The sequence below is a fragment of the Rhodomicrobium sp. R_RK_3 genome (assembly GCF_002198715.1).
Classification (GTDB): Bacteria; Pseudomonadota; Alphaproteobacteria; order Rhizobiales; family Rhodomicrobiaceae; genus R-RK-3.
On record NZ_MWLK01000036.1, the window covers coordinates 33,742 to 56,724 of the forward strand.

12 protein-coding genes are annotated in these 22,983 nt (G+C 64.8%); 4 read left to right on the plus strand and 8 right to left on the minus strand.

Annotated elements, in window-relative coordinates:
• The first annotated feature begins 19 nt into the window (after window positions 1-19).
• The 3 genes from BLEFHOIH_RS21920 to BLEFHOIH_RS21930 all read left to right on the plus strand — a co-directional run bounded on the left by BLEFHOIH_RS21920 (window position 20) and on the right by BLEFHOIH_RS21930 (window position 4,054).
• Window positions 20-754 carry a YdcF family protein gene (locus tag BLEFHOIH_RS21920; RefSeq protein WP_170937324.1) on the plus strand — a complete coding sequence of 245 codons (735 nt, stop codon included), beginning with the start codon at window positions 20-22 and terminating at the stop codon, window positions 752-754.
• 4 nt (window positions 755-758) lie between these two features.
• The gene (locus tag BLEFHOIH_RS21925; RefSeq protein ID WP_088348180.1) at window positions 759-1,520 is read left to right on the plus strand and encodes a lysophospholipid acyltransferase family protein; all 762 of its coding nucleotides are present in this window, start codon (window positions 759-761) and stop codon (window positions 1,518-1,520) included.
• Between the two features lie 224 nt (window positions 1,521-1,744).
• The gene (locus BLEFHOIH_RS21930; protein WP_088348181.1) at window positions 1,745-4,054 is read left to right on the plus strand and encodes an adenosylcobalamin-dependent ribonucleoside-diphosphate reductase; all 2,310 of its coding nucleotides are present in this window, start codon (window positions 1,745-1,747) and stop codon (window positions 4,052-4,054) included.
• Window positions 4,055-4,140: 86 nt separating this feature from the next.
• On the opposite strand, the gene BLEFHOIH_RS21935 is transcribed toward BLEFHOIH_RS21930, so the two are convergent.
• Window positions 4,141-4,437: a hypothetical protein gene (locus BLEFHOIH_RS21935; RefSeq protein ID WP_088348182.1), complete on the minus strand. Its 297-nt coding sequence runs from the start codon at window positions 4,435-4,437 to the stop codon at window positions 4,141-4,143.
• A 718-nt stretch (window positions 4,438-5,155) separates the two neighbouring features.
• On the opposite strand from BLEFHOIH_RS21935, the gene acs reads away from it, so the two are divergent.
• Window positions 5,156-7,105, plus strand: coding sequence for an acetate--CoA ligase (acs, locus tag BLEFHOIH_RS21940; RefSeq protein ID WP_088348468.1), 1,950 nt, complete (start codon window positions 5,156-5,158; stop codon window positions 7,103-7,105).
• A gap of 85 nt (window positions 7,106-7,190) precedes the next feature.
• On the opposite strand, the gene BLEFHOIH_RS21945 is transcribed toward acs, so the two are convergent.
• The 7 genes from BLEFHOIH_RS21945 to BLEFHOIH_RS21975 all read right to left on the minus strand — a co-directional run bounded on the left by BLEFHOIH_RS21945 (window position 7,191) and on the right by BLEFHOIH_RS21975 (window position 22,526).
• Window positions 7,191-7,934 (minus strand): response regulator transcription factor, encoded by a 744-nt coding sequence (locus BLEFHOIH_RS21945; RefSeq protein ID WP_088348183.1) that lies wholly within the window; start codon window positions 7,932-7,934, stop codon window positions 7,191-7,193.
• A gap of 148 nt (window positions 7,935-8,082) precedes the next feature.
• Window positions 8,083-8,454 carry a hypothetical protein gene (locus BLEFHOIH_RS21950; protein WP_125461859.1) on the minus strand — a complete coding sequence of 124 codons (372 nt, stop codon included), beginning with the start codon at window positions 8,452-8,454 and terminating at the stop codon, window positions 8,083-8,085.
• A gap of 199 nt (window positions 8,455-8,653) precedes the next feature.
• Window positions 8,654-9,211, minus strand: coding sequence for a toxin-activating lysine-acyltransferase (locus tag BLEFHOIH_RS21955; protein WP_088348185.1), 558 nt, complete (start codon window positions 9,209-9,211; stop codon window positions 8,654-8,656).
• 44 nt (window positions 9,212-9,255) lie between these two features.
• The gene (locus BLEFHOIH_RS21960) at window positions 9,256-10,587 is read right to left on the minus strand and encodes an HlyD family type I secretion periplasmic adaptor subunit (protein WP_210191742.1); all 1,332 of its coding nucleotides are present in this window, start codon (window positions 10,585-10,587) and stop codon (window positions 9,256-9,258) included.
• Window positions 10,584-12,380, minus strand: coding sequence for a type I secretion system permease/ATPase (locus BLEFHOIH_RS21965; protein WP_088348186.1), 1,797 nt, complete (start codon window positions 12,378-12,380; stop codon window positions 10,584-10,586). The genes BLEFHOIH_RS21960 and BLEFHOIH_RS21965 overlap by 4 nt, the downstream gene beginning before the upstream one ends.
• A 233-nt stretch (window positions 12,381-12,613) precedes the next feature.
• Window positions 12,614-16,192 (minus strand): putative Ig domain-containing protein, encoded by a 3,579-nt coding sequence (locus tag BLEFHOIH_RS27435; protein ID WP_170937325.1) that lies wholly within the window; start codon window positions 16,190-16,192, stop codon window positions 12,614-12,616.
• A gap of 109 nt (window positions 16,193-16,301) precedes the next feature.
• Window positions 16,302-22,526 (minus strand): peroxidase family protein, encoded by a 6,225-nt coding sequence (locus BLEFHOIH_RS21975; RefSeq protein WP_088348188.1) that lies wholly within the window; start codon window positions 22,524-22,526, stop codon window positions 16,302-16,304.
• Between the last annotated feature and the right edge of the window lie 457 nt (window positions 22,527-22,983).

Here is a 22,983-nt window from a genome sequence, read left to right on the forward strand (position 1 = left end):
TCGCCTCTTCATGCGGGAAATGGCATTTTCAAAAGCGGAAAAAACCTACAATGTCGCGGGCATGGAAGGCGCGCGAGAATTTCCGGTTCGCGTAACACCGCAGAACCGCTTCATCTCATGGTTTAAGATTGCATGCCTCGCAGGCGCGGCTGTGCTGCTGCTGGCCGGCATCGGTTTCCTGCTGTTCTCGTGCCTCATCCACGACCAGCCCGTCGCCAATGTGCGGGCGGGCGACGCCATCGTCGTGTTGACCGGCGGCGAGGCGCGCATTCCCGAAGCCATCAAGCTGCTGGCGCAGGGCAAGGGGCGCCGGCTGCTGATCTCAGGCGTCAATCCCGTCACCACCCGCACCGAGCTGTCGAGCCTGATGCCGGACAGCCGGAAATGGTTCCGCTGCTGCATCGACGTGGACAAGGTCGCCCGCGACACGATCGGCAACGCCAATGAGACGCGGAGCTGGGTGAAGAAGCGCGGCTTCCGGTCGCTGATCGTGGTGACGGCGAGCTATCACATGCCGCGCAGCATCGCAGAGCTGCGCCGCGCCCTGCCGGATGTCGAGTTGATCCCCTATCCGGTGCAACCACGAAATCTGCATACCGATAGCTGGTGGGCGCATCCGGGCACGCTGCAATTCCTCGCCATGGAATATGTGAAATTCGTCCCCGCCCTGGGCCGCTGCATGGCCATCGAGATCGGCCGCAATCGCGGGCTGTTCGGCGGAACGCGGCAATGCCTCAACATGGCGAGCAGCTAGCACCATGCTGCGTTCGCTGATCTTCGCGGTCGTCTTCTACGTCAATATCGCGGTTTTCCTGATCTTTTCGCTGCCGCTGCTGCTCGGCCCCCGCCGCTGGGCGATGGCGGCGCTGGAAGCGCACGCGCGCGTGTCGATCTGGTGGATGCGGGTCATCGTCGGAACCGGGCTCGAAGTGCGGGGCCGCGAGAATCTGCCCGCCGGACCGGCTCTGATCGCCTCGAAGCATCAATCGGCCTGGGACACGTTCGGCCTCATTCCCCTGACGCGCGACCCGGCGATGGTCATGAAAAAGGAGCTGCTCTCTCTGCCGATCTACGGCTGGTTCTGCCGCAAGTTCGAGATGATCCCGATTGCCCGCGAACTGGGGCCCGCGGCGCTTCGCCAGATGGTGCGCGAGGCGGCGAAGCGGGCCGGCGAGGGGCGCGATGTGGTGATCTTTCCGGAGGGCACGCGGCGGGCTCCGGGTGCGCCGGGCGCTTATATGCCGGGCGTCGTCATGCTGTATGAGCAGCTCAAGCTTCCATGCGTGCCCGTCGCGCTGAATTCCGGCGTGTTCTGGCCGCGTCGGAGCATTTGGCGCCGCCCGGGCACCATCGTGGTCGAGTTCCTGCCCGCCATTCCTCCGGGCGTGCCGCGCCGCGATTTCCGGGCGCTGCTCGAGGATCGCATCGAGACCGCCACCGCGCGACTGGTCGCTCCCTACGCCGCCGAACTTGCCGCGCGCAAGAGCGCAGCCGAGGCGAGCGATGAGGGCCGCCTCTGACGGTGCTTTTTCGCCCGATCTTCGACTCGATACCTTATAGCGAGACGGCGTTCGTGCCGCCAAAATCGGCTGCTCCAGGTGGCATTTCTACTGGTTATCCCCATATCTAGTGGCATAGCGGGGGTGCGAAACACGCCCCCTTGACAACAGAGTACAAAACAAGAACATTAGGCGCTCCCGGCTACGGCCTGGAACCGCGTTCTTGATTTCATGTTGGATACGCGATGTCCCTCGATCAGCTTCCTTCCATCTCCCGGCAGATCTGGGAGCAGAAATACCGCTTCACGTCGCCGGACGGTCCGGCGGAAGCTTCGGTCGAGGCGAGCTGGCGGCGTGTCGCGCGCGCGGTCGCGGCGGCCGAGGCCGAGCCATTGCGAGCCGAAACCGAAGCGCGCTTCTACGACGCCCTCTCCTCTTTCGAATTCCTGCCCGCCGGACGCATCCTGTCGGGCGCGGGCACCGGGCGCAGCGTGACGCTGTTTAACTGCTTCGTGATGGGCGCGATCGAGGACGACATGGCCTCGATCTTCGAGAATGTGAAGGAAGCCGCGCTGACCATGCAGCAGGGCGGCGGCATCGGCCACGACTTCTCGACGCTCCGCCCGAAAGGCGCGTTAGTCCACGGCGTCGGCGCGGACGCGTCCGGTCCGGTCAGCTTCATGGATGTCTGGGACGCCATGTGCCGCACCATCATGTCGGCGGGTTCCCGGCGCGGCGCCATGATGGCGACGCTCGCCTGCGACCACCCTGACATCGAAGCCTTCATCGAGGCCAAGTCCGATCCGGCGCGCCTGCGCAATTTCAACCTGTCGGTGCTGGTCAGCGACGCCTTCATGCAGGCGGTCGAGCAGGACGCGCCGTGGGAGCTGGCATTCGGCGGCAAGGTCTACCGGACGCTGCCGGCGCGCGCGCTATGGGACAAGATCATGCGCTCGGCCTATGAGTTCGCCGAGCCCGGCGTGATCTTCATCGATCGCGTCAACCGCGAAAATAATCTGCGCTACTGCGAGACCATCCACGCCACCAATCCGTGCGGCGAGCAGCCCTTGCCGCCCTACGGCGCCTGCCTGCTGGGGTCGATCAATCTGGCGCGGCTGGTGCGCGACCCGTTTACCGACGCGGCGGCGCTCGACGAGGCGCGGCTGGCGGAGCTTGTGGCGGTCGCCATCCGCTTCCTCGACAATGTCGTTGATGTCTCGAATTTCCCCCTAGAGGCGCAGCGGCGCGAGGCGCAAGCCAAACGCCGCCTTGGCCTCGGTGTCACCGGGCTAGCCGACGCGCTGATCTTCTGCCGGCAGCGTTATGGATCGGCGGAGGCGGCGGCTCTCGCCGAACGCTGGATGGCGCTGATCGAGGCCGCCGCCTATCGGGCGAGCGCGCAACTTGCCGCCGAGAAGGGCGCCTTTCCGCTTTATGACGCCGCCCGCTTCGCCGAGGGCACGAGCTATGCTCGGCTTGATGCCGAAACCAAAGCGCTGATCGACGCGCATGGCCTGCGCAACGGCCTCTTGACCTCCATCGCGCCGACCGGGACGATCTCGCTGCTCGCAGGCAATGTGTCGAGCGGCATCGAGCCGGTCTTCGACTTCACCTATGATCGCCGCATCCTCGCCGCCGACGGCTCGACGCGCGAGGAGGGCGTCGAGGATTACGCCTATGCGCAGTTCCGCCGGACATTCGGGCCGAGCGCCCCGCTGCCGGATTATTTCGTCGCCACCGGCGCCCTGACCCCCGCCGATCACCTGCGGATGCAGGCCGCGCTGCAGCGCCATGTCGATGCCTCGATCTCCAAGACCGTGAATTGCCCGGAGGATCTGAGCTTCGAGGCGTTCAAAGAGCTCTACCGCGATGCCTTCCAGCTGGAGCTGAAAGGCTGCACCGCCTACAGGCCGAACGCCATCACCGGCAGCGTGCTGGCGGTCAAGCCGGATGCGGCACCCGTCGAACAGGCGTCGGCGCCGGCCGCCGCATTGCTGCGGGCGGATGGCGGCGGCGGCTCCGCCGATGTCGTCTATATGGCCAAGCCGCTGGAGCGCGATCCGGTCCTGGCGGGAAACACCTATAAGTTGAAATGGGCCGATAGCGACCACGCCATCTATGTCACCATCAACGACATCGTGCAGGACGGTCGGCGGCGGCCCTTCGAGATTTTCATCAACTCGAAGAACCTCGAGCACTACGCCTGGACCGTTGCTCTGACGCGGATGATCAGCGCGGTATTCCGGCGTGGCGGCGACGTCTCCTTCGTCGTCGAGGAACTAAAGGCGGTGTTCGATCCGCGCGGCGGACAATGGATGGGCGGGCGCTACGTGCCGAGCCTGCTCGCGGCGATCGGCGCCATCATCGAGCAGCACATGCTGAGCAGCGGATTCCTGCAGGCGGAGGGCACCGAAGATACGATGCAGCCGGCGCGGAAGATGGCCGTGATGGGAGCAAGCGGCGCAAAATATTGTCCGCGCTGCGGCTCGGCCGCGCTGCACTACAGCGAGGGTTGCCTGCAATGCCGGGACTGCGGCTTTTCCAAATGCAGTTGATCGCGCCGCGATGGCCGCGCGGAAATCCTCGCTGACACCTGCCGGTTGGGAGCGCGAGGCACCGAAAAAAAAGCTGTGATATCCGGCTAATGCTTGGACGGGGAGCCGGCTTTCGCGACGCGAAGCCAGTCCAAGCCGGCGTCTTCCCGCGTCAATTGCCGTGCCCGCCGCTTGCCCGAGGCCCCCGCGCGCGGCGTTTCCTGGCTGATTTCGAGCGCCAGCCGCCTCGTATGCTCCAAGGTCAGCGCCGCCTGCTTGATGTGATCAGCGCTGGCCCGGAGCGCCGGGTCGAGCGACATCTGCATGTAGACTTCCCAAAGATGCTTGATCAGCTCGGGCACGTTTTTCGTGTTGAGATCGTCTTGGCCATCGAAAGGTTTCATCAGTATACACCTTACTTTCGTCAGAACCTCAGCCAAGCGGCGCGTCGGGCCGCCGATAGTGCGATAATTCTTAAGACCTGCGGCCTCATTTTGATTTGAAGTCGATACGGGCCGTGATCGTTTTCGCGCTTTGCAGAAGCTTTGGATTCAAGATCGACCCCGGTATTTAGTCATGCCGTCCCCCGCAAAAATTTACGCGAAATCATCGAGAGCAATATAAATTGCAGGCTGACCGATTTCGCCAAATGGGTTAATTTACCCGCACAGCTTTAACCGCCAACCCAAAGCACAGGCTTAGAAAATCCTTATAGCATAAGACGCTAGCACGGCGACAATGGGTTTACAATTGAATCATGGATCGTATACCGTTTGGGAGATTCTGCGTTCAAATGTTCCGGAACGGTGAGGCGGACCGTCGCTCGGATCGACATTTTCGCCGTCTTCGGACCCCGCCGCGTTGCCTCAAAGCCCATATCGGCTTTCGCCGGAAACGCCGTTCGGCGCTTCTCGTCGAGCGCTTTCACCCCGCCCTTGCCGGCCGAAACGTGGCGCCAATCTGACCATTCTGTCACAGCAATATAGCTGCGCCTACCCAAATTGCTTGGACGCATCCCTCGCGAGGGCCACCCGTCGCATTCGGCATTTTCGACGAAGGTCAGCTTGCGGGTTGCGGGTGGGGCCGACATAATGCGCGCAACCAATGCACAGGGAGGATTTCATGTCCGACGCCAAGGTGTATGCCGTTCCCGACGAATGGCAGCGTACGGCCTTTGTCGACAGCACCAAATATTACGAGATGTATGAGGCCAGCACCGCGAATCCGGACGCTTTCTGGGGCGAGCAGGCCAAGCGCATCGACTGGATCAAGCCTTTCAGCAAGGTCAAGAATACGAGCTTCGCGCCCGACAACGTCTCGATCAAATGGTTCGAGGACGGCACGCTGAACGTCAGCGTGAACTGCGTCGACCGGCATCTTGAGACGCGCGGCGATCAGGTGGCGATCCTGTGGGAAGGCGACGAGCCGGACATGGACCTCAAGGTCACCTACCGGCAGCTCTACGATCATGTCTGCCGTTTCGCCAATGTGCTGAAAGCGCTGGGCGCCAAGAAGGGCGACCGCATCACCATCTACATGCCGATGATCCCCGAGGCGGTCTATGCGATGCTCGCATGCGCGCGGATCGGCGCGGTGCATTCGGTGGTGTTCGGCGGCTTCTCCCCGGACAGCCTCGCCAACCGCATCCAGGACTGCGACAGCAACATCGTCATCACCGCCGACGAGGGCGTGCGCGGCGGCCGGAAAATCCCACTCAAGGAAAACACCGACATCGCCGTGGAGAAATGCCCGTCCGTCGAGAAGGTGCTGGTGGTGAAGCGCACCAACGCGCCGATCGGCTGGGTCAGCGGGCGGGACCATTGGTATCATGAGGAGGCCAGCGGCGTGCCGGGCGACTGCCCGCCGGAAGAGATCAGCGCCGAGGATCCCCTGTTCATCCTCTATACCTCCGGCTCGACCGGCAAGCCGAAAGGCGTGCTGCACACCTCCGGCGGCTATCTCGTCTATGCCGCGATGACGCATCATTACGTCTTCAACTATAAGGACGGCGACATCTATTGGTGCACGGCCGATGTCGGCTGGGTCACCGGGCACAGCTATATCGTCTACGGACCGCTGGCGAACGGCGCGACGACGCTGGTGTTCGAGGGCGTGCCGAACTATCCGACCGCCTCCCGCTTCTGGGAGGTGATCGACAAGCACCAGGTGAACACCTTCTACACCGCACCGACGGCTCTACGAGCGCTGATGGGCGGCGGCGACGGAAATGTCACCAAGACCAGCCGCAAGTCGCTCCGGCTGCTCGGCTCCGTCGGCGAGCCGATCAATCCGGAAGCCTGGGAGTGGTATTACAATGTGGTCGGCGACAAGCGCTGCCCGATCGTCGACACCTGGTGGCAGACGGAGACCGGCGGCATTCTGATCACGCCGCTGCCGGGCGCCATTCCGCTGAAGGCGGGGTCGGCGACCAAGCCCTTCTTCGGCATCAAGCCGGCGCTGGTCGATGCGGAGGGCAACATCATCGAGGGCGCCGGCTCCGGCAATCTGGTCATCACCGATAGCTGGCCGGGGCAGATGCGCACGGTGTTCCGCGATCATGAGCGCTTCGTGCAGACCTATTTTTCCGCCTATAAGAACATGTACTTCACCGGCGACGGCTGCCGCCGCGACGCGGATGGCTATTACTGGATCACCGGCCGCGTCGATGACGTGATCAACGTGTCCGGCCATCGCATGGGCACGGCGGAAGTGGAGTCAGCGCTGGTCGCGCATCCGAAGGTGGCCGAGGCCGCCTGCGTCGGCTATCCGCACAACATCAAGGGGCAGGGCATCTATGTCTATGTCACGCTGATGGCGGGCGTCGAGCCGACCGAGGAGCTCCGCCGCGAATTGCGGGACTGGGTGCGTAAAGAGATCGGTCCGATCGCCGCGCCGGACCTGATCCAGTTCGCCCCCGGCCTGCCGAAGACGCGCTCAGGAAAGATCATGCGCCGCATTCTACGCAAGATCGCCGAGGACGATTTCAGCAATCTCGGCGATACGTCGACTCTGGCGGAGCCGGCGGTGGTGAAGGACCTGATCGAGAACCGGATGAACCGCTCGACGGCGTAGGCGGGCCGCAGGCAAAACCGAACCCGAACCTAACCCAATCCGCAGCAAAGCCCCTCTCCGACGGGAGAGGGGTTATGACCGCCGCTCAGGCCCCGTAGGACCCAAGTCGTTCCCGCGCGATCAGCGCGGCTTCGACGCGGTTCCTGGCATGCAGCTTTTGCAGAATGTTGGTCATGTAGTGCTTCACGGTCTTTTCGGTCAGACCGATATTTTCCCCGATTTCCTTGTTGCTCTGGCCTTCGCAGACGAAGCGCAGGATCTGCTCTTCCCGAGTGGTCAGATCGACGAAGGTCTTCGTGAAGGCGCCGGGCACCATGTGAGTGCCGCGCGTGCCGAGCAGCTTGGCCGCGAGGCCCGGCGAGACATAGGCCTCGCCGCTGTAGACCGCCTGCGCCGTCTTCAAAAGCTCATCCGAGGAGACGCCCTTGACGACATAGCCGCTGGCGCCCCCGCGCAGCGCGTCGACGACATGCTGCTCGCCATCATGCGCCGTCAGCATGATGATGCGCACCGCCGGGCAGGAGCGCGAGATCTTGCGCGCCGCCTCGACGCCGTCGCCGGGCATGTTGATGTCGAGCAGGATGAGATCCGGGAGCAGCATTTCGGCGATCTGTATTGCCTCCGCGCCGGTGCCGCCTTGGGCGACGACCTCGAAGCGCGGCTCCCGCTGAAATGTATACACGAGGCCATCCCGCATGATAGGGTGATCGTCCACAATTGCGATGCGGATCACCTCTTCGCGTGCGCCTGTGGGAATGTCGCGCAAGGCATTAATATCAGGCCCCACTCTGAGCGGCGAATCCTCGGGGGGCGACTTGTCACTGCGCATGTGAACTCCGCTACCTTGGCTTCCCGCTCCCCCGCTCGCGACTATACCAATACCGCTGGTCGTCGGAAACGTCCCTTGGTCCGATAAACGTCAGACCATCGTGCCGGTTGCGGACATGCGCGCCTCGATATGAGACGGACATTCGCAGCTAAACGTCCGGCCGTTCCATTTGTTCCGTGGGAATTAGCACAATTTTTTCTATCGGACGCCAGGGGGTTTGAGGCGGCTGGAGAGTAATAGCGATGGGCAGCGGATGGGGCCGTTGCCGCAGATCCTGGACCTGCGTGTCCCCATCCGCAACCATCGCCGCCATTCCAAGACCCACGAGCAGCACGAGGACGATTGCGCCAACGAAACCGACCAGCCAGCCGGGCGGGATAGGGACGCCAACAGCCTGCCCTCCGAAATGGACAACGGCAGCCCAGAACGCTGTGACGAACAGCACGACCAGGAATAAAATGAAGCGGCGCTGCAGCTCTGCGCGGCCAGCAGCCGGATGCGGGCGGTCGAATTCCGACACGCGCCATACCTCTCTCAAGATGGGATTTGTGTCCCCTCAGTATAGTGAGGCAAGTCAGCCGGATGCACCACATCCAATGGTCGAGTACCAAGGTCTGATTATGGATAGTCTCGGCGCGTCGTGGGATTGTCTTGTTCAAAATGCCCAAGCCTTTGGCATTTTTGGCGAAGATGCCCCCGGCGCGCGCAGACCGCTCGCTTCAGCCGGTCGCAGCCGGTTCCTTCTTCAGGCCCGCCATCAAATCCTTCACCGTCGTCAGCGTCGCGCCGCCGCCGCCGGGGACGGCGATCTGGGCGGTGATCGGCTGCCCCTTGCCGACCTTGGCGTCGAGATCGTGAAGGATGGAGCCGGCCAGCGCGGCGGGCGCCACCAGATCGACGAGCCAGAGGTGGGGGCCGCTCTTCCATTCCTCATAGGTTAGGCGGAGCGGCTGTTGCGGGTTGGCGCGGAGCCGCTTGTCGATCGCGTCCGAAACGCTCGCCCACATGGCGAGGCCCGCCGCGAAGGTGCCGCCATTCTGCTGCCGGCGGGCGCGGGCGATCATATATTGATCGTGCAGCAGCGCTGGCAGCACGAAGACCCGCAGCGCGTCCAGCGACAGCGCCTTGTGCTTGGGCGCGCGCATCAGGATCGTCACCATGTCGCCAAAGGCCGCCGAGCGGATTAGCGCCTGCATCCGCTGTCCGGAAATCTGGCGCGGCGGCACCGCTCTGAACGGGCGCACCGGGGTGTTTCCGGCAATGCTGTTTTCGGCCATCTCATCCTCCTCGTTTGTCCCTCGCGCCGCTTGTACGGGCGCGCCTATTCCTCGCGCCAGGCGCGGTTGAAGCTGTCGACCATCGGCTGCACCAGATATTGGAAGGCCGTGCGGTCGCCGGTGCGGATCATCACCTCGACCTGCATGCCGGGCGTCAGCTTCAGCTTGCCGAGCTTGGCGATCTCGTCATCGGGCACTTCGATGCGGGCGAGGAAATATTGCTGGCGCGTCGCCGGATTCTCCAGCGCGTCGGCCGAGACATAGCTTACGGCGCCATGCAGCAGCGGCGTGGTGCGTTGCTTGAAGGCGAGCAGGCGCACCGCCGCAGTCTGGTCGAGCGTCACATTGTCGATGTCCTGCGGGCGGATGATGACTTCCGCGATCAAGCTGTCCTTGTCGGGCACGATCTCGAGGATGGTCTCGCCGGGCTTGATGACCGCGCCGACGGTATGCGCCACCATGTTCACCACCGTGCCGCCTACGGGCGCGGTGATGTTGATGCGCTTCAGCACATCGCGCGCGGCGACGGCCCGCTCCTGCAGGTCGCGCAGCTTCGATTGCGTGGTCTCCAATTCCTCGGTGACCGTCTTCTGGAATTCCTGCTGGCGCTGGATGATCTGCAGCTTGGTTTCGCCGACCGCCGTGCCGGTGCGGGCGATGTTCGACAGCAGCTCGCCTTCCTCGCCCTGCAGTGCGGCGGCGGAGCGCTCCAGCGCCAGGATGCGCGGCTTGGTGGTCTGGCCGAGCGACATGAGCTGGCGCAGGCCCTTCAGCTCTTCCTCGATGAACTCCATCTGGCGCTGTTTTGAAGCGCGCTGGGATTTCATGCCGCTGATCTGTTCATCGAGCTGGGAGACGCGCTGCTCGAGAATGGCGATCTCGCCCTGGAGCGAGGCGCGGCGGGCTTCGAAAATGGCGTTCTGGCTGGCGATCACCAGCCGGGTTTCCGGTGTCTCATTGTCACCGGTCAGTTCAGCCGGGTAGGTGATGGTCTGCGAGCCGTCGCGCTCGGCGATGAGGCGCGCCTCGCCCGCCAGCTCCTTCACCAGAGAGCTGGAGACGATGGCCAGCATCGAGCGCGAGCGGACCGGGTCGAGCTTCACCAGCACATCGCCCGCATTCACGACATCGCCGTCGCGCACCATCAATTGCTCGACGATGCCGCCTTCCAGATGCTGGAGCGTCTTGCGCTTGCTATCGACCATGATCGTGCCCTGCGCGATGACGGCGCTGGAGAGCGAGGCCGTCGCCGCCCAACTGCCGAAACCGACGAAGATCAGCACGATCCAGAACATGCCGAACAGGATCCAGGGCCGGGCATTGGTCTTGACCGTGACCTGGGGCGGGATGGTCGGGCGCTTGTTGGGAGCCTTCATTTCTTCGCTCCGGCTTCGGCTTTCTTCATCATCGGCGCGGCCTGTACGGTCACGCTCGCGGCGGGTGCTGCAGGTGCAGGCGCGGGCGCCGCTCCCGGCGGCTGGTTGGCGACCACTTGCGGCTTCCACAATTGCTGCAGCACATCGGCCTGGGCGCCGAAGCTCTTCACGCGGCCGCCGTCCAGCACCAGCAGCTTGTCGGTGTCGGCCAGCGTCGAGCGCTTATGCGAGATGATGACGACCGTCTTCTTCAGCTCCTTGAGCTTCTTCAGCGTCACGCGCAGCGCCGCCTCGCCCTCGGCGTCGAGATTGGCGTTCGGCTCGTCGAGCACGATGAAGCACGGGAGCCCATAGATGGCACGGGCAAGGCCGATGCGCTGGCGCTGGCCGCCCGACAGCACGCAGCCGCCTTCGCCGATCTGGGTGTCGTAGCCCTCCGGCAGATGCAGGATCATGTCATGCGCATTGGCGATCTGGGCGGCTTGATTGACCGCCTCCGGCACCAGATCCTCGAAGCGGGCGATGTTTTCGGCGACCGTGCCGTCGAACAGCTCGACATCCTGCGGCAGATAGCCGAGATGGCGGCCGAGATCCTTGCGGTCCCATTCCGCCATGTCGGCGCCGTCAAGCCGGACATGGCCGACCTTGGGCGCCCAGATCCCCATCAGCCCGCGCGCGAGGCTGGATTTGCCCGCCGCGCTCGGGCCGACCACGCCGAGCAATTCGCCGGGCATGAGCTGGAAGGTGATGTTGATGAGCGCGGGCTTGTTGGCGCCGGGCGGAACCAGGGTCATGCCCTCGACGCTGACCTTGCCTTTCGGCGCGGGCAGCTTCATGCGCTGGCGGTTGATATCATATTCGACCAGCAGCTTGCTGAGGCGCCCATACGCGGATCGTGCCGAAATGAACGAGCGCCAGTGGGTGATCGAGGCCTCGACCGGGGCCAGCGCGCGGCCCATGACGATGGATGAGGCGATCATCACGCCGGCGCTGATGGCCTGGTCGATGACGAGATAGGCGCCGAAGCCGAGCATCGCGGTTTGCAACAGCGGCCGCACGAATTTGGCGATGGCGGAGAAGGTGCCGAGCTGGTCGGTCGCGGCGCCGGAATAGGCGAGGGCGGAGAGATGCTTTTCCTGCCAGCGGCGGCGCAGGTCGCCGAGCATGCCGAGCGCCCAGATCACATCCGCATTGCGCAGCGAGGCTTCCGCGAAGCGGTGAGCCTGCAAGGATTCGCTGCTCGCCCGCTGCCAGGGCGCGCGCGTCATGAATTCCGACAGGATCGCCAGCCCGAACAGGATCGCCGCGCCGACGCAGGCGACGATGCCGAGCACCGGATGAAACAGGAAGATCAGCCCCAGGAACAGCGGCACCCAGGGCGCGTCGAAGAAGGCGAGCAGGCCCGGCCCGGTCAGGAAGCCGCGCACCGATTCAAGATCGCGGATCGGCTGGCTGCCGGTGCTGCGGCGCGTGGCGATGCGGTCCTCGATCAGCGCCGCGAAGAGGTCATGCGTTACATGCCGGTCGAGCCGCGCGCCGAGCCGCACCAGGATGCGCCCGCGAATCCATTCCAGCAGTGCGCTGATGGCGAGCAGCCCGACGGCAAGAATGGAGAGAACGTAGAGCGTGTCCTTGCTGCCGGAGGTGAGAACGCGATCATACACCTGCAGCATGTAGAACGGCGACACAAGCATCAATAAATTCAGAAAAAAACTAAAAATGGCAACCGACAGGAAAATGAAACGGGCAGCGTAGACGGTTTCCCGCAGTTCGTTGCTCAATTTATTCCGCATTTTACTAACACACTTGAAGCAACAGAGTCAATTGGCTGCCGCACAGACTTTAGTCAGCGACGATAATCCTATGGGCAATCCTGCCATCATGTCAAAACACGCTTTGCGAATCCAGAAACGGGAGCGATCGGCACGCGGCGCCGGCCCCCAACCCCAACTCGCCTGCCCGATCCGTCCGCGCCTCCATGCACGTCCCGCCACGGCCGCCGTGCGCCCTCCGCGGCGACCCGCCCTCAATAGAGCAGGCTGTAATCTTCCGGCCCGACGGCGATGCTGTTAACGCCGAGCAGCGAATGCAGCCCCTGATCGTCCGCCCATTCCGTAAGCGTCGTTGTGTAATGGACGTCCTGCGGGACGTCCGGCGCGTACGGATCGATGACGCCCGAGGCGATCAGGTCCGTCCAGTCGCCGGCATCGTCGCCCGCAAAACCCTGGCTGCCGAAATCGTCATAGTCGAACTCATCGTCGAAGCCGGAGCCATGGCCGCTCTGGTCCTCGCCGCCATTGCCGGAGCCGCTGTTCCCCGAGCCGCTATTGTCGGAATCGTTGTCGCCCGAGCCATGGCCGCGATTGCTGTGGACCGAGAGCCTGTGACCATCGTTGAAGGTGTAGTCGCGGCCATAGCTGGTCTGGCTGACGGCATAGGTGAGATCGTCGCCATCGAAATCGAGGTGATCGTAGTCGTCCTCGAAATCCATGATGGAATCGTCGCCGTCGCCCCAGCGATAAACGAAGCGATCCTGGCCGTCGCCGCCATAGAGGATGTCATTGCCGACGCCGCCGAGAATGGTGTCGTCGCCGCCGCCGCCATAGAGCGTGTCGTCGCCGGTGCCGCCGCTAAGCGCGTCGCTGCCGTCGCCGCCATAGAGGGTGTCGGCATCCGCGCCGCCCGCGAGGATGTCCGAGCCGTCACCGCCGGTCAGCGTATCGTCGCCGGAGCCGCCCGACAGCGCGTCATTGCCGCTGCCGCCATAGAGCGTGTCGCTATCCGCATTGCCCTTGATGAGGTCGCCGCCATCGCCGCCGCTGAGCGCATCCTGGCCCGCGCCGCCCGCCAGCGCATCGGCGCCGGACCCGCCGTCGAGCGTGTCCTTGCCGTCCCCGCCATCCAGGCTGTCATTGCCCGAACCGCCGCTGAGCACGTCGTCGCCCGTGCCGCCGGATAAGGTGTCCACGCCGGAGCCGCCGCTCAGCGTGTCGTCACCCGCGCCGCCAGCCAATGTGTCATTGCCGCTGCCGCCGTCGAGGGCATCATGGCCGTCGCCGCCGTCCAGCGTGTCGTGGCCGTGGCCGCCGGTAAGCGCGTCATTACCGGCGCCACCCGACAGCGTATCGTCGCCGCTGCCGCCGTCTTCGGTGTCGTTGCCGTCGCCGCCGTCGAGGACGTCATTGCCCTGATCGCCCGCCAGCGTGTCGTCGCCCACGCCGCCCGCGAGCAGATCATCGCCCCTGCCGCCGTAGAGATGGTCGTTGCCGGTCCCGCCATACAGCGTGTCATTGCCCTGGCCGCCGAACAGATGATCGTCGCCGCCCTCGCCGAACACCGTGTCGTTGCCCCGGCCGCCATAGAGCCAGTCATTGCCTTCGCCGCCATGCAGGATGTCCGCGGCTTTGCCCGTATAGACGACATCGTTGCCGTCCCCGGCATAGACCGCATCCGAGCCGCTGCTGCCGGTCAGATGATTGTCGCCGCCATCGCCCTGGACAACGTGAGTGTCGATGGGGAGCTCTGGAGCCGGGCCGTTATTGCCGCCGCCGCCGTTGTCTGTGGGCGGCGGCGTGTCGTCCGGCGTGTCGCCGGTCTGGCCGCCATGCGCGGTATCGACGCCGTCGCCCCCATTGCCGCCGCCGATATCATCCGTAGGCGGCGCGACCGTCGTGGTGTTTTCGCTCTCCGGCGGCGGCGGCACATGTTCGGTCGCCTCGGAATAGGTGGTCTGCGCGGCGAAGGCGGCGTCGATGAAAATATAGGTCAGCGCAACGCGCAGCATGTTGCCGGTGTCGGAGGCGCGCGGGGTGTAGCGCGCATTGGTGGCGCCCGGAATGGCCGACCAGTTCTGCCCGTCCGCCGAGGACTGCCACTGATAGCGCAGCTCCGCCACGCCCTCATGATTATAGACGACCTGCACGTTCAGCGGCTGGTCCTGGCCGAGTGTCAGCGAGCCGTTGCCGGGCGTGTCGTCCTCGATATGCGCCTGACCGGGAAGTGGCGGCGCGACATCGAGCTGGAAGCTGGTCTGCGCCGTCAGACCGCCGCGATCGGTCGCCGTGATGGTGACCTGCCCGCCGCCGCCGGCGGAGAGGGTTTCGATGGTCGAGACGGTGACCGCGACATTGGTGTCGTCGAAATCATTGTCGCCGCCACCGCGCAGATCTTCCCAATTCTGGTTGCCGCTATTGCCGTTGTCCCTGAGGTGGTCGAGCCCGTCCCCATTCAGGCCCGCGTCGCTGAAATAGATGCTGGCGCCCTCGCCATTCAGCTTGACGCCATTGGCATAGGCGGCCCAGCTTCCATTGACGAGCTGGAAGGTCAGCGCCTGTCCGTCGCCGAGCGAGCCGTTCTTATGGGCGCTGTCGGGGATGATGAAGAAGCCCAGTTTCACAGCGCCGGGGTAGTCGTCGAGATCGATGGTGGTGGTTTTGGGACCGAGCGTCTTGACGTTGTTCTCGATGACTGCGCCGCCAATCGGCTTGCCGTCCGCGCCGGCGAGGTAGTAGCCAAAGCTCGAATGATAGGCGGCCTCGCCGGCAAAAGTCTGGGCGGCGATTTGCACCACGCCCGACGCGGGCAGCACATAGCCGCCATCCCCAGCGGCCGTCAGCGCGTGCGAGACGGTGCGCGTCGGCGGCGTGCCGGTGACGACGCCCGTCACGGGGTTGATCGACAGCCAGGACGGACCGCTGATGCTGTAGCGCAGCGTGTCGCCCGCATCAGGGTCGGCGAAATGGCTTGCCGCGCTGAACGAGAATTGCGCGCCCGGATGGGCGGTCTGGTTGCCGATGGCGGTGACCGTCGGCGCGGAATTGTCGCCGGGCTCTTCATCGCTCGGAACCAGTGGCGGCACGACGATGGCCTGGTCGGAGAACTGCAATTGCTCGATGGCGGTGAAGACGTCGGTGCCATCAGCGCCGCCATTGCGGTGGCTGACGGTGGTGGTGCCGTCTTGGTGTGTGGTCACATCATAGTCGGCACGCGCGCCTGAGAAAACGGCAGTATCTTCACCCTCGCCGCCATCCAGTTCGTCGTCGCCGGCGCCGCCCTGCAACTCGTCGTCGCCCGCGCCGGCGGAGAGATGGTCGTTGCCCGCATCGCCGTGCAATTCATCATGCCCGGCCTCGCCGAACAATTCGTCATGGCCGGTCCCGCCGTGCAGCGCGTCGTTGCCCGCGCCGCCATGCAGCACGTCATTGCCGCTGCCGCCGTGCAATTCATCGTGGCCCGCATCGCCGAAAATCTGGTCGTGATCGGCGCCGCCGTCGAGCAGATCATTGCCCTCGCCGCCGCTCAGATCGTCATTGCCGTCACCGCCGAACAGCTCGTCATTGCCGCCTCCGCCCAGGATCGCGTCATTGCCTCCCAGCCCGTCGATCGCGTCATTGCCGCCGCTACCGACGAGATCGTCCGGCCCGCTCGTCGGAACGCCGGCCGAGAGCGCCGCGAGTTGCTGATTTCGCAGCATGGTCAGCGCGTGGACCTCGATCGCCTGATCCTCCTCGTCGGGATCGGCAGCGGCGCTGCCTTGCCCGTCCGGCTCCCGGACATCGCCCGAGGCGACAAGATCGAGCAGGAATTTCAGGTCGTCTTCACTCATTTCGGCGGCCATGTCGCAAAACCCCGCTAGGACCCAGCCCGTTTACGCCATAGGGCGGGAGAGGCGCCTTCGCCCCTCCCGCCTTGTTCTCTTCCGTCCGGCGCGCGCCTCAGAACACGAAGTCGTCCGCGCCGAGATTGTTGGCCGTCACGCCCGCCACGACGATGGTGCCAAAGGTTCCGACCGTGATCTCCGCGCCATCGGTGCCGTTGACGATGATGAGGTTCTCGAAGGCCATGTCGAAGGCCGTCAGGTCGAGGATGTCCTGGCCGCCGCCGGCATCGTCCAGATCGAGGATCATGTCGGTGCCGAAGACGCCGCTGAAGACGAAGGTGTCGACGCCGGCGCCGCCGGTCAGCTCGTCATTGCCCGCGCCGCCATCGAGCGTGTCCGCTCCGGCATTGCCGAACAGTTCGTCGATGCCGTCGCCGCCGAGCAGCGTGTCGGCGCCCGCGCCGCCATTCAGCGTATCGGCCCCGCCTTCGCCATTGAGGAAGTCGGCCCCAGCATCGCCGTTCAGTTCGTCGGCACCCGCGCCGCCGAGCAGCACATCGGCGCCGGCACCGCCATTCAGCGTGTCCTGGCCGCCATTGCCGAACAGCGTGTCGGCGCCGCCATTGCCATTTATGGTCTCGTTCGCACCGTCGCCGATGACGAATTCGGCCGCCGCGCCGCCTTCGAAGGTCGTCGCCGCACCCAGCCGGATGGCGCCGGCAAGGTCCTGCGCCGCCGCGAGGGTGATGCTGGCATCGTTGAAGGTGAGATTTTCGATGTCGATGATCTCGTCCTCATTGGCGCCCTGCACCAGTTCCAGCGTGCCGGTCGGCGTCACCTCGAAGGTGAAGTCGGCCAGATTGCCTTGGAACACGGCGGTGTCGTTGCCCGCGCCGCCGTCGAGGATGTCGCTGCCCGCGCCGCCATTCAAAGTATCCGCGCCCGCGCCGCCGAGCAGATCGTCGTCGCCCGCGCCGCCATTCAGCGTGTCGGCTCCCTCGCCGCCGTCGAGCAGGTCGGCACCCGGGCCGCCGATCAGCGTGTCATTGCCGGCAAAGCCGAACACCTCGTCGTCACCCGCCAGCGCGTCGATGACATCGGCGCCCGCCGTGCCGAACAGGATGTCGTCGCCGGTGGTGGCGACGGTCGCCGCCTGCGCCGCCAGCGCGACGGTCGGAGCGGAAACAACGACTTCCGGGATGCCGTGCCCGTCGATGAAGGTCGCGATCGCACGGATGCGCAGCCCTTCGAGCTCCATGGCGGTGGTCGGCGTGAAGGTCGGGCCGTTGGGGACGACGTCGTCCGCGACCGGATCCTCGATGGTCACCCAGTCGCCCACGCCCGGCGTTTGCTCGACCTGCCAGGTGATGGTGAAGCCGGAGAGTGGCGGCACCCCGTTCGCATCGACGATGGCGCTGATATCCACCGTAAAGGTGTCGCCGACCGCCGCCGGCGTGCCGGGCGTGCTGTCGAGCAGGATGAGCTGGCCGGTCGCCGGGCTGTTGGCGATATCGCCAATGATCTCGATGCCGTCGGCGAATTGCAGCACCTCGATATTGCGCAGCGTGTCGGTGGCGTCGGTGACGGCGCCGCCATTGGGAGCCGCCCGCGTATGGGCGACGGTCCAAGTGCCGTCCGCATTCTCGGTGATGTCGTATTCCTGCCGCAGCCCCCGGAACACCGCGATATCGACATCGCCAGCCTGACCGCCATCCAGCACTTCGCGCATGATCCGCAGATCGCTGGTGTTGAGCTGGCGGGTGAAGATGAGCTCATCGAGCGAGACGCCGTTCAGGGCGCCGAAGGTGGCGAGGAAGGCCGGGTGGATGACGACGTCGCTCTGCATGCGCGAGGCGGTGCCGATCTCGGTATTGCCGTCGAAGATGCCGATGCGGACGCTCAGCCACTTATCGCCGTCGATGATGTCGTCGCCGCCATTGCCCTGGATGGTGTCGCTGCCGCCGCCGCCGAGCAGGATATTGCCGTCGTCGAAGACAATGTCGGTCGCCGCGAAGGCCGCAAGTTCCGCAGCCGTCAGGCCGAGCACGTCGCGCAGGCCCGAAATGCGCTCGACACCCGCGCGATCCAACCCGTCGCCGTCGAAATCGCCTTCGCCGGGCGGCACGCCGGGGTCGAAGATGCCGTCGCCCGCGATGCGGTCGTCGCCGATGAGCGTGTCATCATTCTCCCAGCCTGACAGCGCCTCGGTGCGGTCGAAGCGGTTGCGCAGGATGTCGGCTTCCACCGTGGTGAAGATCGGGATGCGCATATCGGCATAGGCATCGAGCTGCATGTCCTGGAAGGTCGCCCAGTCGAAGCCGAACATGCCTTCGTTGCGCATCACGCTTTCGCCCTGGACCATGATGTCGTCGCCGGATTCGGCGTCGAAATCCTGCTCGTTGGTGCCGGCGAACATCACGTCATGGCCGATGATGGTAGAGTTGAAGAACAGCTCCGAATTCTCACCCGAGATGGTGTCGAAACCCTCGCCGCCCTCGATCCAGTCGTCACCCTCGCCGCCGATCAGATTGTCGACATCCGGGCTGCCGAACACCCAGTCATTGCCGAGCCCCGCGAAAACCTCCTTGCCGTCGATGCCGGCGATGACGAAATCGTCGCCGTCGCCGGCAAAGATCAGCTCGCCGAGGCCCGCGCCGCCGGAAATGGCGTCATTGCCTTCCTCGCCATGGATGAAGCTGATGTCGCCGCCATCGAGGATGATGTCGTCGCCCGCGCCGCCATGCAGATGGTTCACGCCATGGCCGCCATTGATGTAGTCGTCGCCGCCGTCGCCCCAGAAGGTGTCGTCGCCGAGATCGCCGATGAGGGCATCGGACTGCTCGGTGCCGCCGAGCACCACATGCTCGCCGCCGGTGAATTTCAGCAGGTTCTGATAGACATTGCCGTCGATGGTGACATTGGTGCCGCGCGCGACCTTGTCCTCCAGCGCCGCGAGCACCGGATCGTCATGGTCGGGATCCTTGCTGGTGGCGTCGTCCGGGTTGTAGTCGACCTGGACCGCCTGGTTGACCTCGAAGATGTAATCCATGCTGTCGAAGAGCTGGCCGGGCAGATGCGTGGTGCCTTCCTCGCCCAGATCGGTGTTGAGCTGCACGAGGTGGGCAAAGGTGTTGGCCTCCAGCTCGGTGATGAAATGCAGGCCCTGCGTGCGCGACAGGTAATAGAGTCGGTCGCCGTTCTGCAGGTTCTCCATCTGCATTTCGAAGACGAAGGTGAAGGTCGAGCCGAGCATGCCGCCGAAGGGCAGGATCGCCTCGGCGAGACCGCCGATCCAGAGATCGACATTGTTGAGGCCGCCGAGATCCTCGTTGTTGTAAGCGCCGGTGCCGTTCAGAAAATCGAGCCGGTCCGCCGGAGCCCCAGTGCCGCCGAGCACGAGCAGAGTCGCCGCGTCGCGCTTGGCTTCGAGCGTCGTGGCGCTGGTGATGGTCTCATGCGTGCCGTAGGCCGCGATGAAGTTGATGATCGAGGCCGGGTTCTTCAGATGCTGGGCGAAGTCCACCCAGCCCGTATAAGGCTGGAGCCATTCGCTCCGGGTCATCTCGTAGAACTGCTCGCGCGCCTCGTTCAGCGAGGGGACGCCGGCTTCCCGCGCGCGGGTCATGTTAATGGTGGCGAGATCGAGCGGCAGGCCGAGCAGGTTGTTGCGCAGCGCGTCGGTGACGAATTCGTCGATCTCGTTGCCGGTCTGGCTGGTCATGCCGCGGATGATGGCGCCCGCGGCCTGATCGGCGGTGAGCGTGCCGCCGTTGAACTGGTCGAAGCCGAGCGGATTGAGGAACGCCTCGATCAGGCCGACATCGTCCGAGGTCTGGCCGTCGAAGCCGGTGCGGTCGACGGTCTCGGTCAGCATCGAATGGCCGAAACGGTAAACCACATGGGCGAATTCGGCGAAGATCGAGGGATTGACGTCCATGGTCGGGTTGAACACGAACAGGTCGACGGCCGGGTTCACCTTGCGGGCGAACTCCTCGAAGACGAGATGCTGATATTGCATCTCGGTGCCGAAGCGGGCGGCCTGGAACAGGCGCTCGCCATTCCAGTCGAGCGCGTCGATGCCCTCGGCCGTGGTCGGGATCTGGTCGATGGTGATCGGCGTCGCCAGCCACTCATTGATGAAGCTGAGATCGCCGCTCTGGATGACCACGTCCTTGGTGTGCTCCACGAGCCGATTGTGCTCGGAATGGAAGACGTGATGGACGGCGGTCAGGCCGAAATTCTCATTGGCGCGGCCGTCACCGGCGACGTAATGGGCGTCGAGCAGCTCGTTGTCATATTGCAGGTTGTTGCCGCCGGGGCCGACCGGCACGGCATTGCCTGCGATATCGTCGGCGTCCGCCTGCAGCACGCCGCCCACCACGACGGGCACGGCGGTATGGGCGATGTCGTCGAGGAAGGCATGGCCGGTGCGGACCACGGTGCCGCCGAGATCTGCAGGGGTCAGGTTGATGCCGAGGCCGCCATTGGCGGTCGGATCGCCTTCCACCAGGATGGTGGTGTCATCGGCGTTGCCGGCAATGCCGTCAGCGCCCGCCGTGCGGACGACGACCTGGGCAAAGCCCTCCGGACCGCGCAGGAAGCGGCCATATTCGTCCGTCGCCAGCAGCGGCACGTTGCCGACATCGGCGTCGGTCAGATTGATGCCGAGCATTTCGCGCGCCTGGGCCTTGATGTCGGCCCAGGTGGCGAGGCCGCCATTCTCGCCGGCGAGCAGATGGCCCGTCGCGACCGGATTGCCATTCGCATCGAGCACATATTCGCGCAGGAAGACCTGATGCGAGGCGTGCGAGGTATAGGTCTGGTTCTGATCGACGAAGGAGGTGGTGGTGTTGCGCTGCTCGACCGTGTCGTCGGCCGTGCCGACAATGCCGTCGGCGCCGGGTCCGGCGAAGGGCGTGGTGCGGGTCAGCACCATGAAGTTCGAATTGCCGCCTTCGACATAGAGCGGATCGTCGGGTTGCAGCGGAATGAAGACGGTGCCGTTGCCGCCCTTGGTGACGAGGTCGAGGCCGTGGTCGAAGAACTGGCCGAACAGCGTCATCCAGGAGTTGAACGGGGCGGAGATGCCTTCGTCCGGCGCGATGTTCGGGATCACCAGCGAGCCGTTGCCGGTGATCTCGACGCTGTACTCCGCCAGCACCTCGTCGAGCGCCACCTGGCCCTCTGCGGCTGCGGTGGTGGCTTCGGCCAGATCGGTCTGGGCCTCGGCGAGATCGGTCTGCGCGGCGGCGACGGCGGCGAGAGCGGCGGCGATGGCCGGGTCGGATGAGGGGACAGCTTCCTGGGAATCGGTGAGCTGCGCCTGTAGGTCACCGGCGTCCGCGATCAATTGCTGCGCGGTGGTGGCGACGAGATTGGCGAAATTGTCCTCGAGAGCGGTAACGCCGTCGGCGGTATTGATCAGCCCGATGGCCCCTTGCAGGCTTTCCACCGTGGAGATGAATGCCTGCGCGCTGCTGATGTCGGCGGCCTGAACGTTAACGTCGCTCTGCAGCGCGGTGAGGATCGCCGTGGCTGCATCGTGCAGTGCTGTCAACGCGTTTACCGCTGCCGCGAGCGCGCCCGCGTCATTCGCATCGACCCCGCCGACGACGAGTTCGGTGGCCAAAGCCGACGCGGTCAATGCCGCCTGCTGCGCCGCCGTTACGGTCTCAGCGGTGGCATCGATGGCGGCCTGATAGGCGGCGATGGTCGCGCCGAGGCCCGGGTTTCCGGCCTGCGCGGCGGCGAGGGCCGCATTGGCGCTGGCGAGAGCGGCGGTCGCCGCTGTCTGCGCCGCCTGCGCACTCTGCACGGCGGCCAGCGCATCCTTGACCGTGTCATAGACGGCGAGGATCGCCGCCTGCCCGGCGAGGGACTGCTCATGCGTGATCGAGCCGGTCATCTCGGCATATTTCAGCGCGGCCTGGATCGCGGCGGGATTGTTTAGCGTCTGATCGACGATCAGGTTGGAGATGGTGCGCGGGTTGCCATCGACGACGCTGCCGGGCGCCCCGTAATCGGTGTTCGTTATGGGGCCGGCGGGGCCGGGCCCGTCGGGATCGAAGGTCTCGCCGTCCTGCTCGTTGCGGTAGTCGGGATCGGTCAGCCGGGGGAAGAGTTCGTCGGCGGCGCCCCAATCCTCGCGGCCGGGAATGATGTTGTTGTTGCGTCCGTCCACGGTGCGCAGGCCGTAGGGCAGCAGCGGATTGTCGATCAGCTCGGACAGGGGCGTCCCGGCGACGGGATTGCCGTTGGCGTCCTCAGTGGTGGCGTTCTGTTCGGCAATCTTGATCTGGGCGAGAATAAAATCGAGATCGTGTTTGACGTAACTGACCATCGTGAAATCTCCTTAAGGCTATCTGCCGGCCCTGGCGGCGGCAGGTAGCGCGCCCAGGCTGTTGCTTGGCTCGATCAATCAAACGAGAAAAAATGACTGGCGCCGGCCATCGTTATTCAACGTCCGAGCTTATAATTGACGGAATTACGCCTGCCGCAAAACCCACCAACGTCCAAAAGTACCACCCGACTGAGGTCCGATGACCATGGGTCCGGATCGCGAAAAAAACCTACGATTTCAGCGCCTTTTGCGCCGCTACCGATCCTCCGGGACCGCCGTATTTTTTTACTCGAGTCCCCTCGTGGGCGAATCTGGACGTGACTTTCGACTGGATGGACCGAACTCTGGTCGGACAAAAGAGGGCAAGGTCCGCGCCGCGCCTGCCGTTTTCCTGGAGCTGAAAACGCCGATGATCGGCGCGGTTAGACTTGCGCCGTCCGTCGGGGACTGGACATGG

Excerpts from the sequence above, each read along its gene's own strand:
- BLEFHOIH_RS27435 (WP_170937325.1), bottom strand. The coding sequence starts at position 16,192 with ATGAGTGAAGACGACCTGAAATTCCTGCTCGATCTTGTCGCCTCGGGC.
- BLEFHOIH_RS21920 (WP_170937324.1), top strand. The coding sequence starts at position 20 with ATGGCATTTTCAAAAGCGGAAAAAACCTACAATGTCGCGGGCATGGAA.
- BLEFHOIH_RS21965 (WP_088348186.1), bottom strand. The coding sequence starts at position 12,380 with ATGCGGAATAAATTGAGCAACGAACTGCGGGAAACCGTCTACGCTGCC.
- acs (WP_088348468.1), top strand. The coding sequence starts at position 5,156 with ATGTCCGACGCCAAGGTGTATGCCGTTCCCGACGAATGGCAGCGTACG.
- BLEFHOIH_RS21945 (WP_088348183.1), bottom strand. The coding sequence starts at position 7,934 with ATGCGCAGTGACAAGTCGCCCCCCGAGGATTCGCCGCTCAGAGTGGGG.
- BLEFHOIH_RS21930 (WP_088348181.1), top strand. The coding sequence starts at position 1,745 with ATGTCCCTCGATCAGCTTCCTTCCATCTCCCGGCAGATCTGGGAGCAG.
- BLEFHOIH_RS21975 (WP_088348188.1), bottom strand. The coding sequence starts at position 22,526 with ATGGTCAGTTACGTCAAACACGATCTCGATTTTATTCTCGCCCAGATC.
- BLEFHOIH_RS21955 (WP_088348185.1), bottom strand. The coding sequence starts at position 9,211 with ATGGCCGAAAACAGCATTGCCGGAAACACCCCGGTGCGCCCGTTCAGA.
- BLEFHOIH_RS21960 (WP_210191742.1), bottom strand. The coding sequence starts at position 10,587 with ATGAAGGCTCCCAACAAGCGCCCGACCATCCCGCCCCAGGTCACGGTC.
- BLEFHOIH_RS21925 (WP_088348180.1), top strand. The coding sequence starts at position 759 with ATGCTGCGTTCGCTGATCTTCGCGGTCGTCTTCTACGTCAATATCGCG.
- BLEFHOIH_RS21935 (WP_088348182.1), bottom strand. The coding sequence starts at position 4,437 with ATGAAACCTTTCGATGGCCAAGACGATCTCAACACGAAAAACGTGCCC.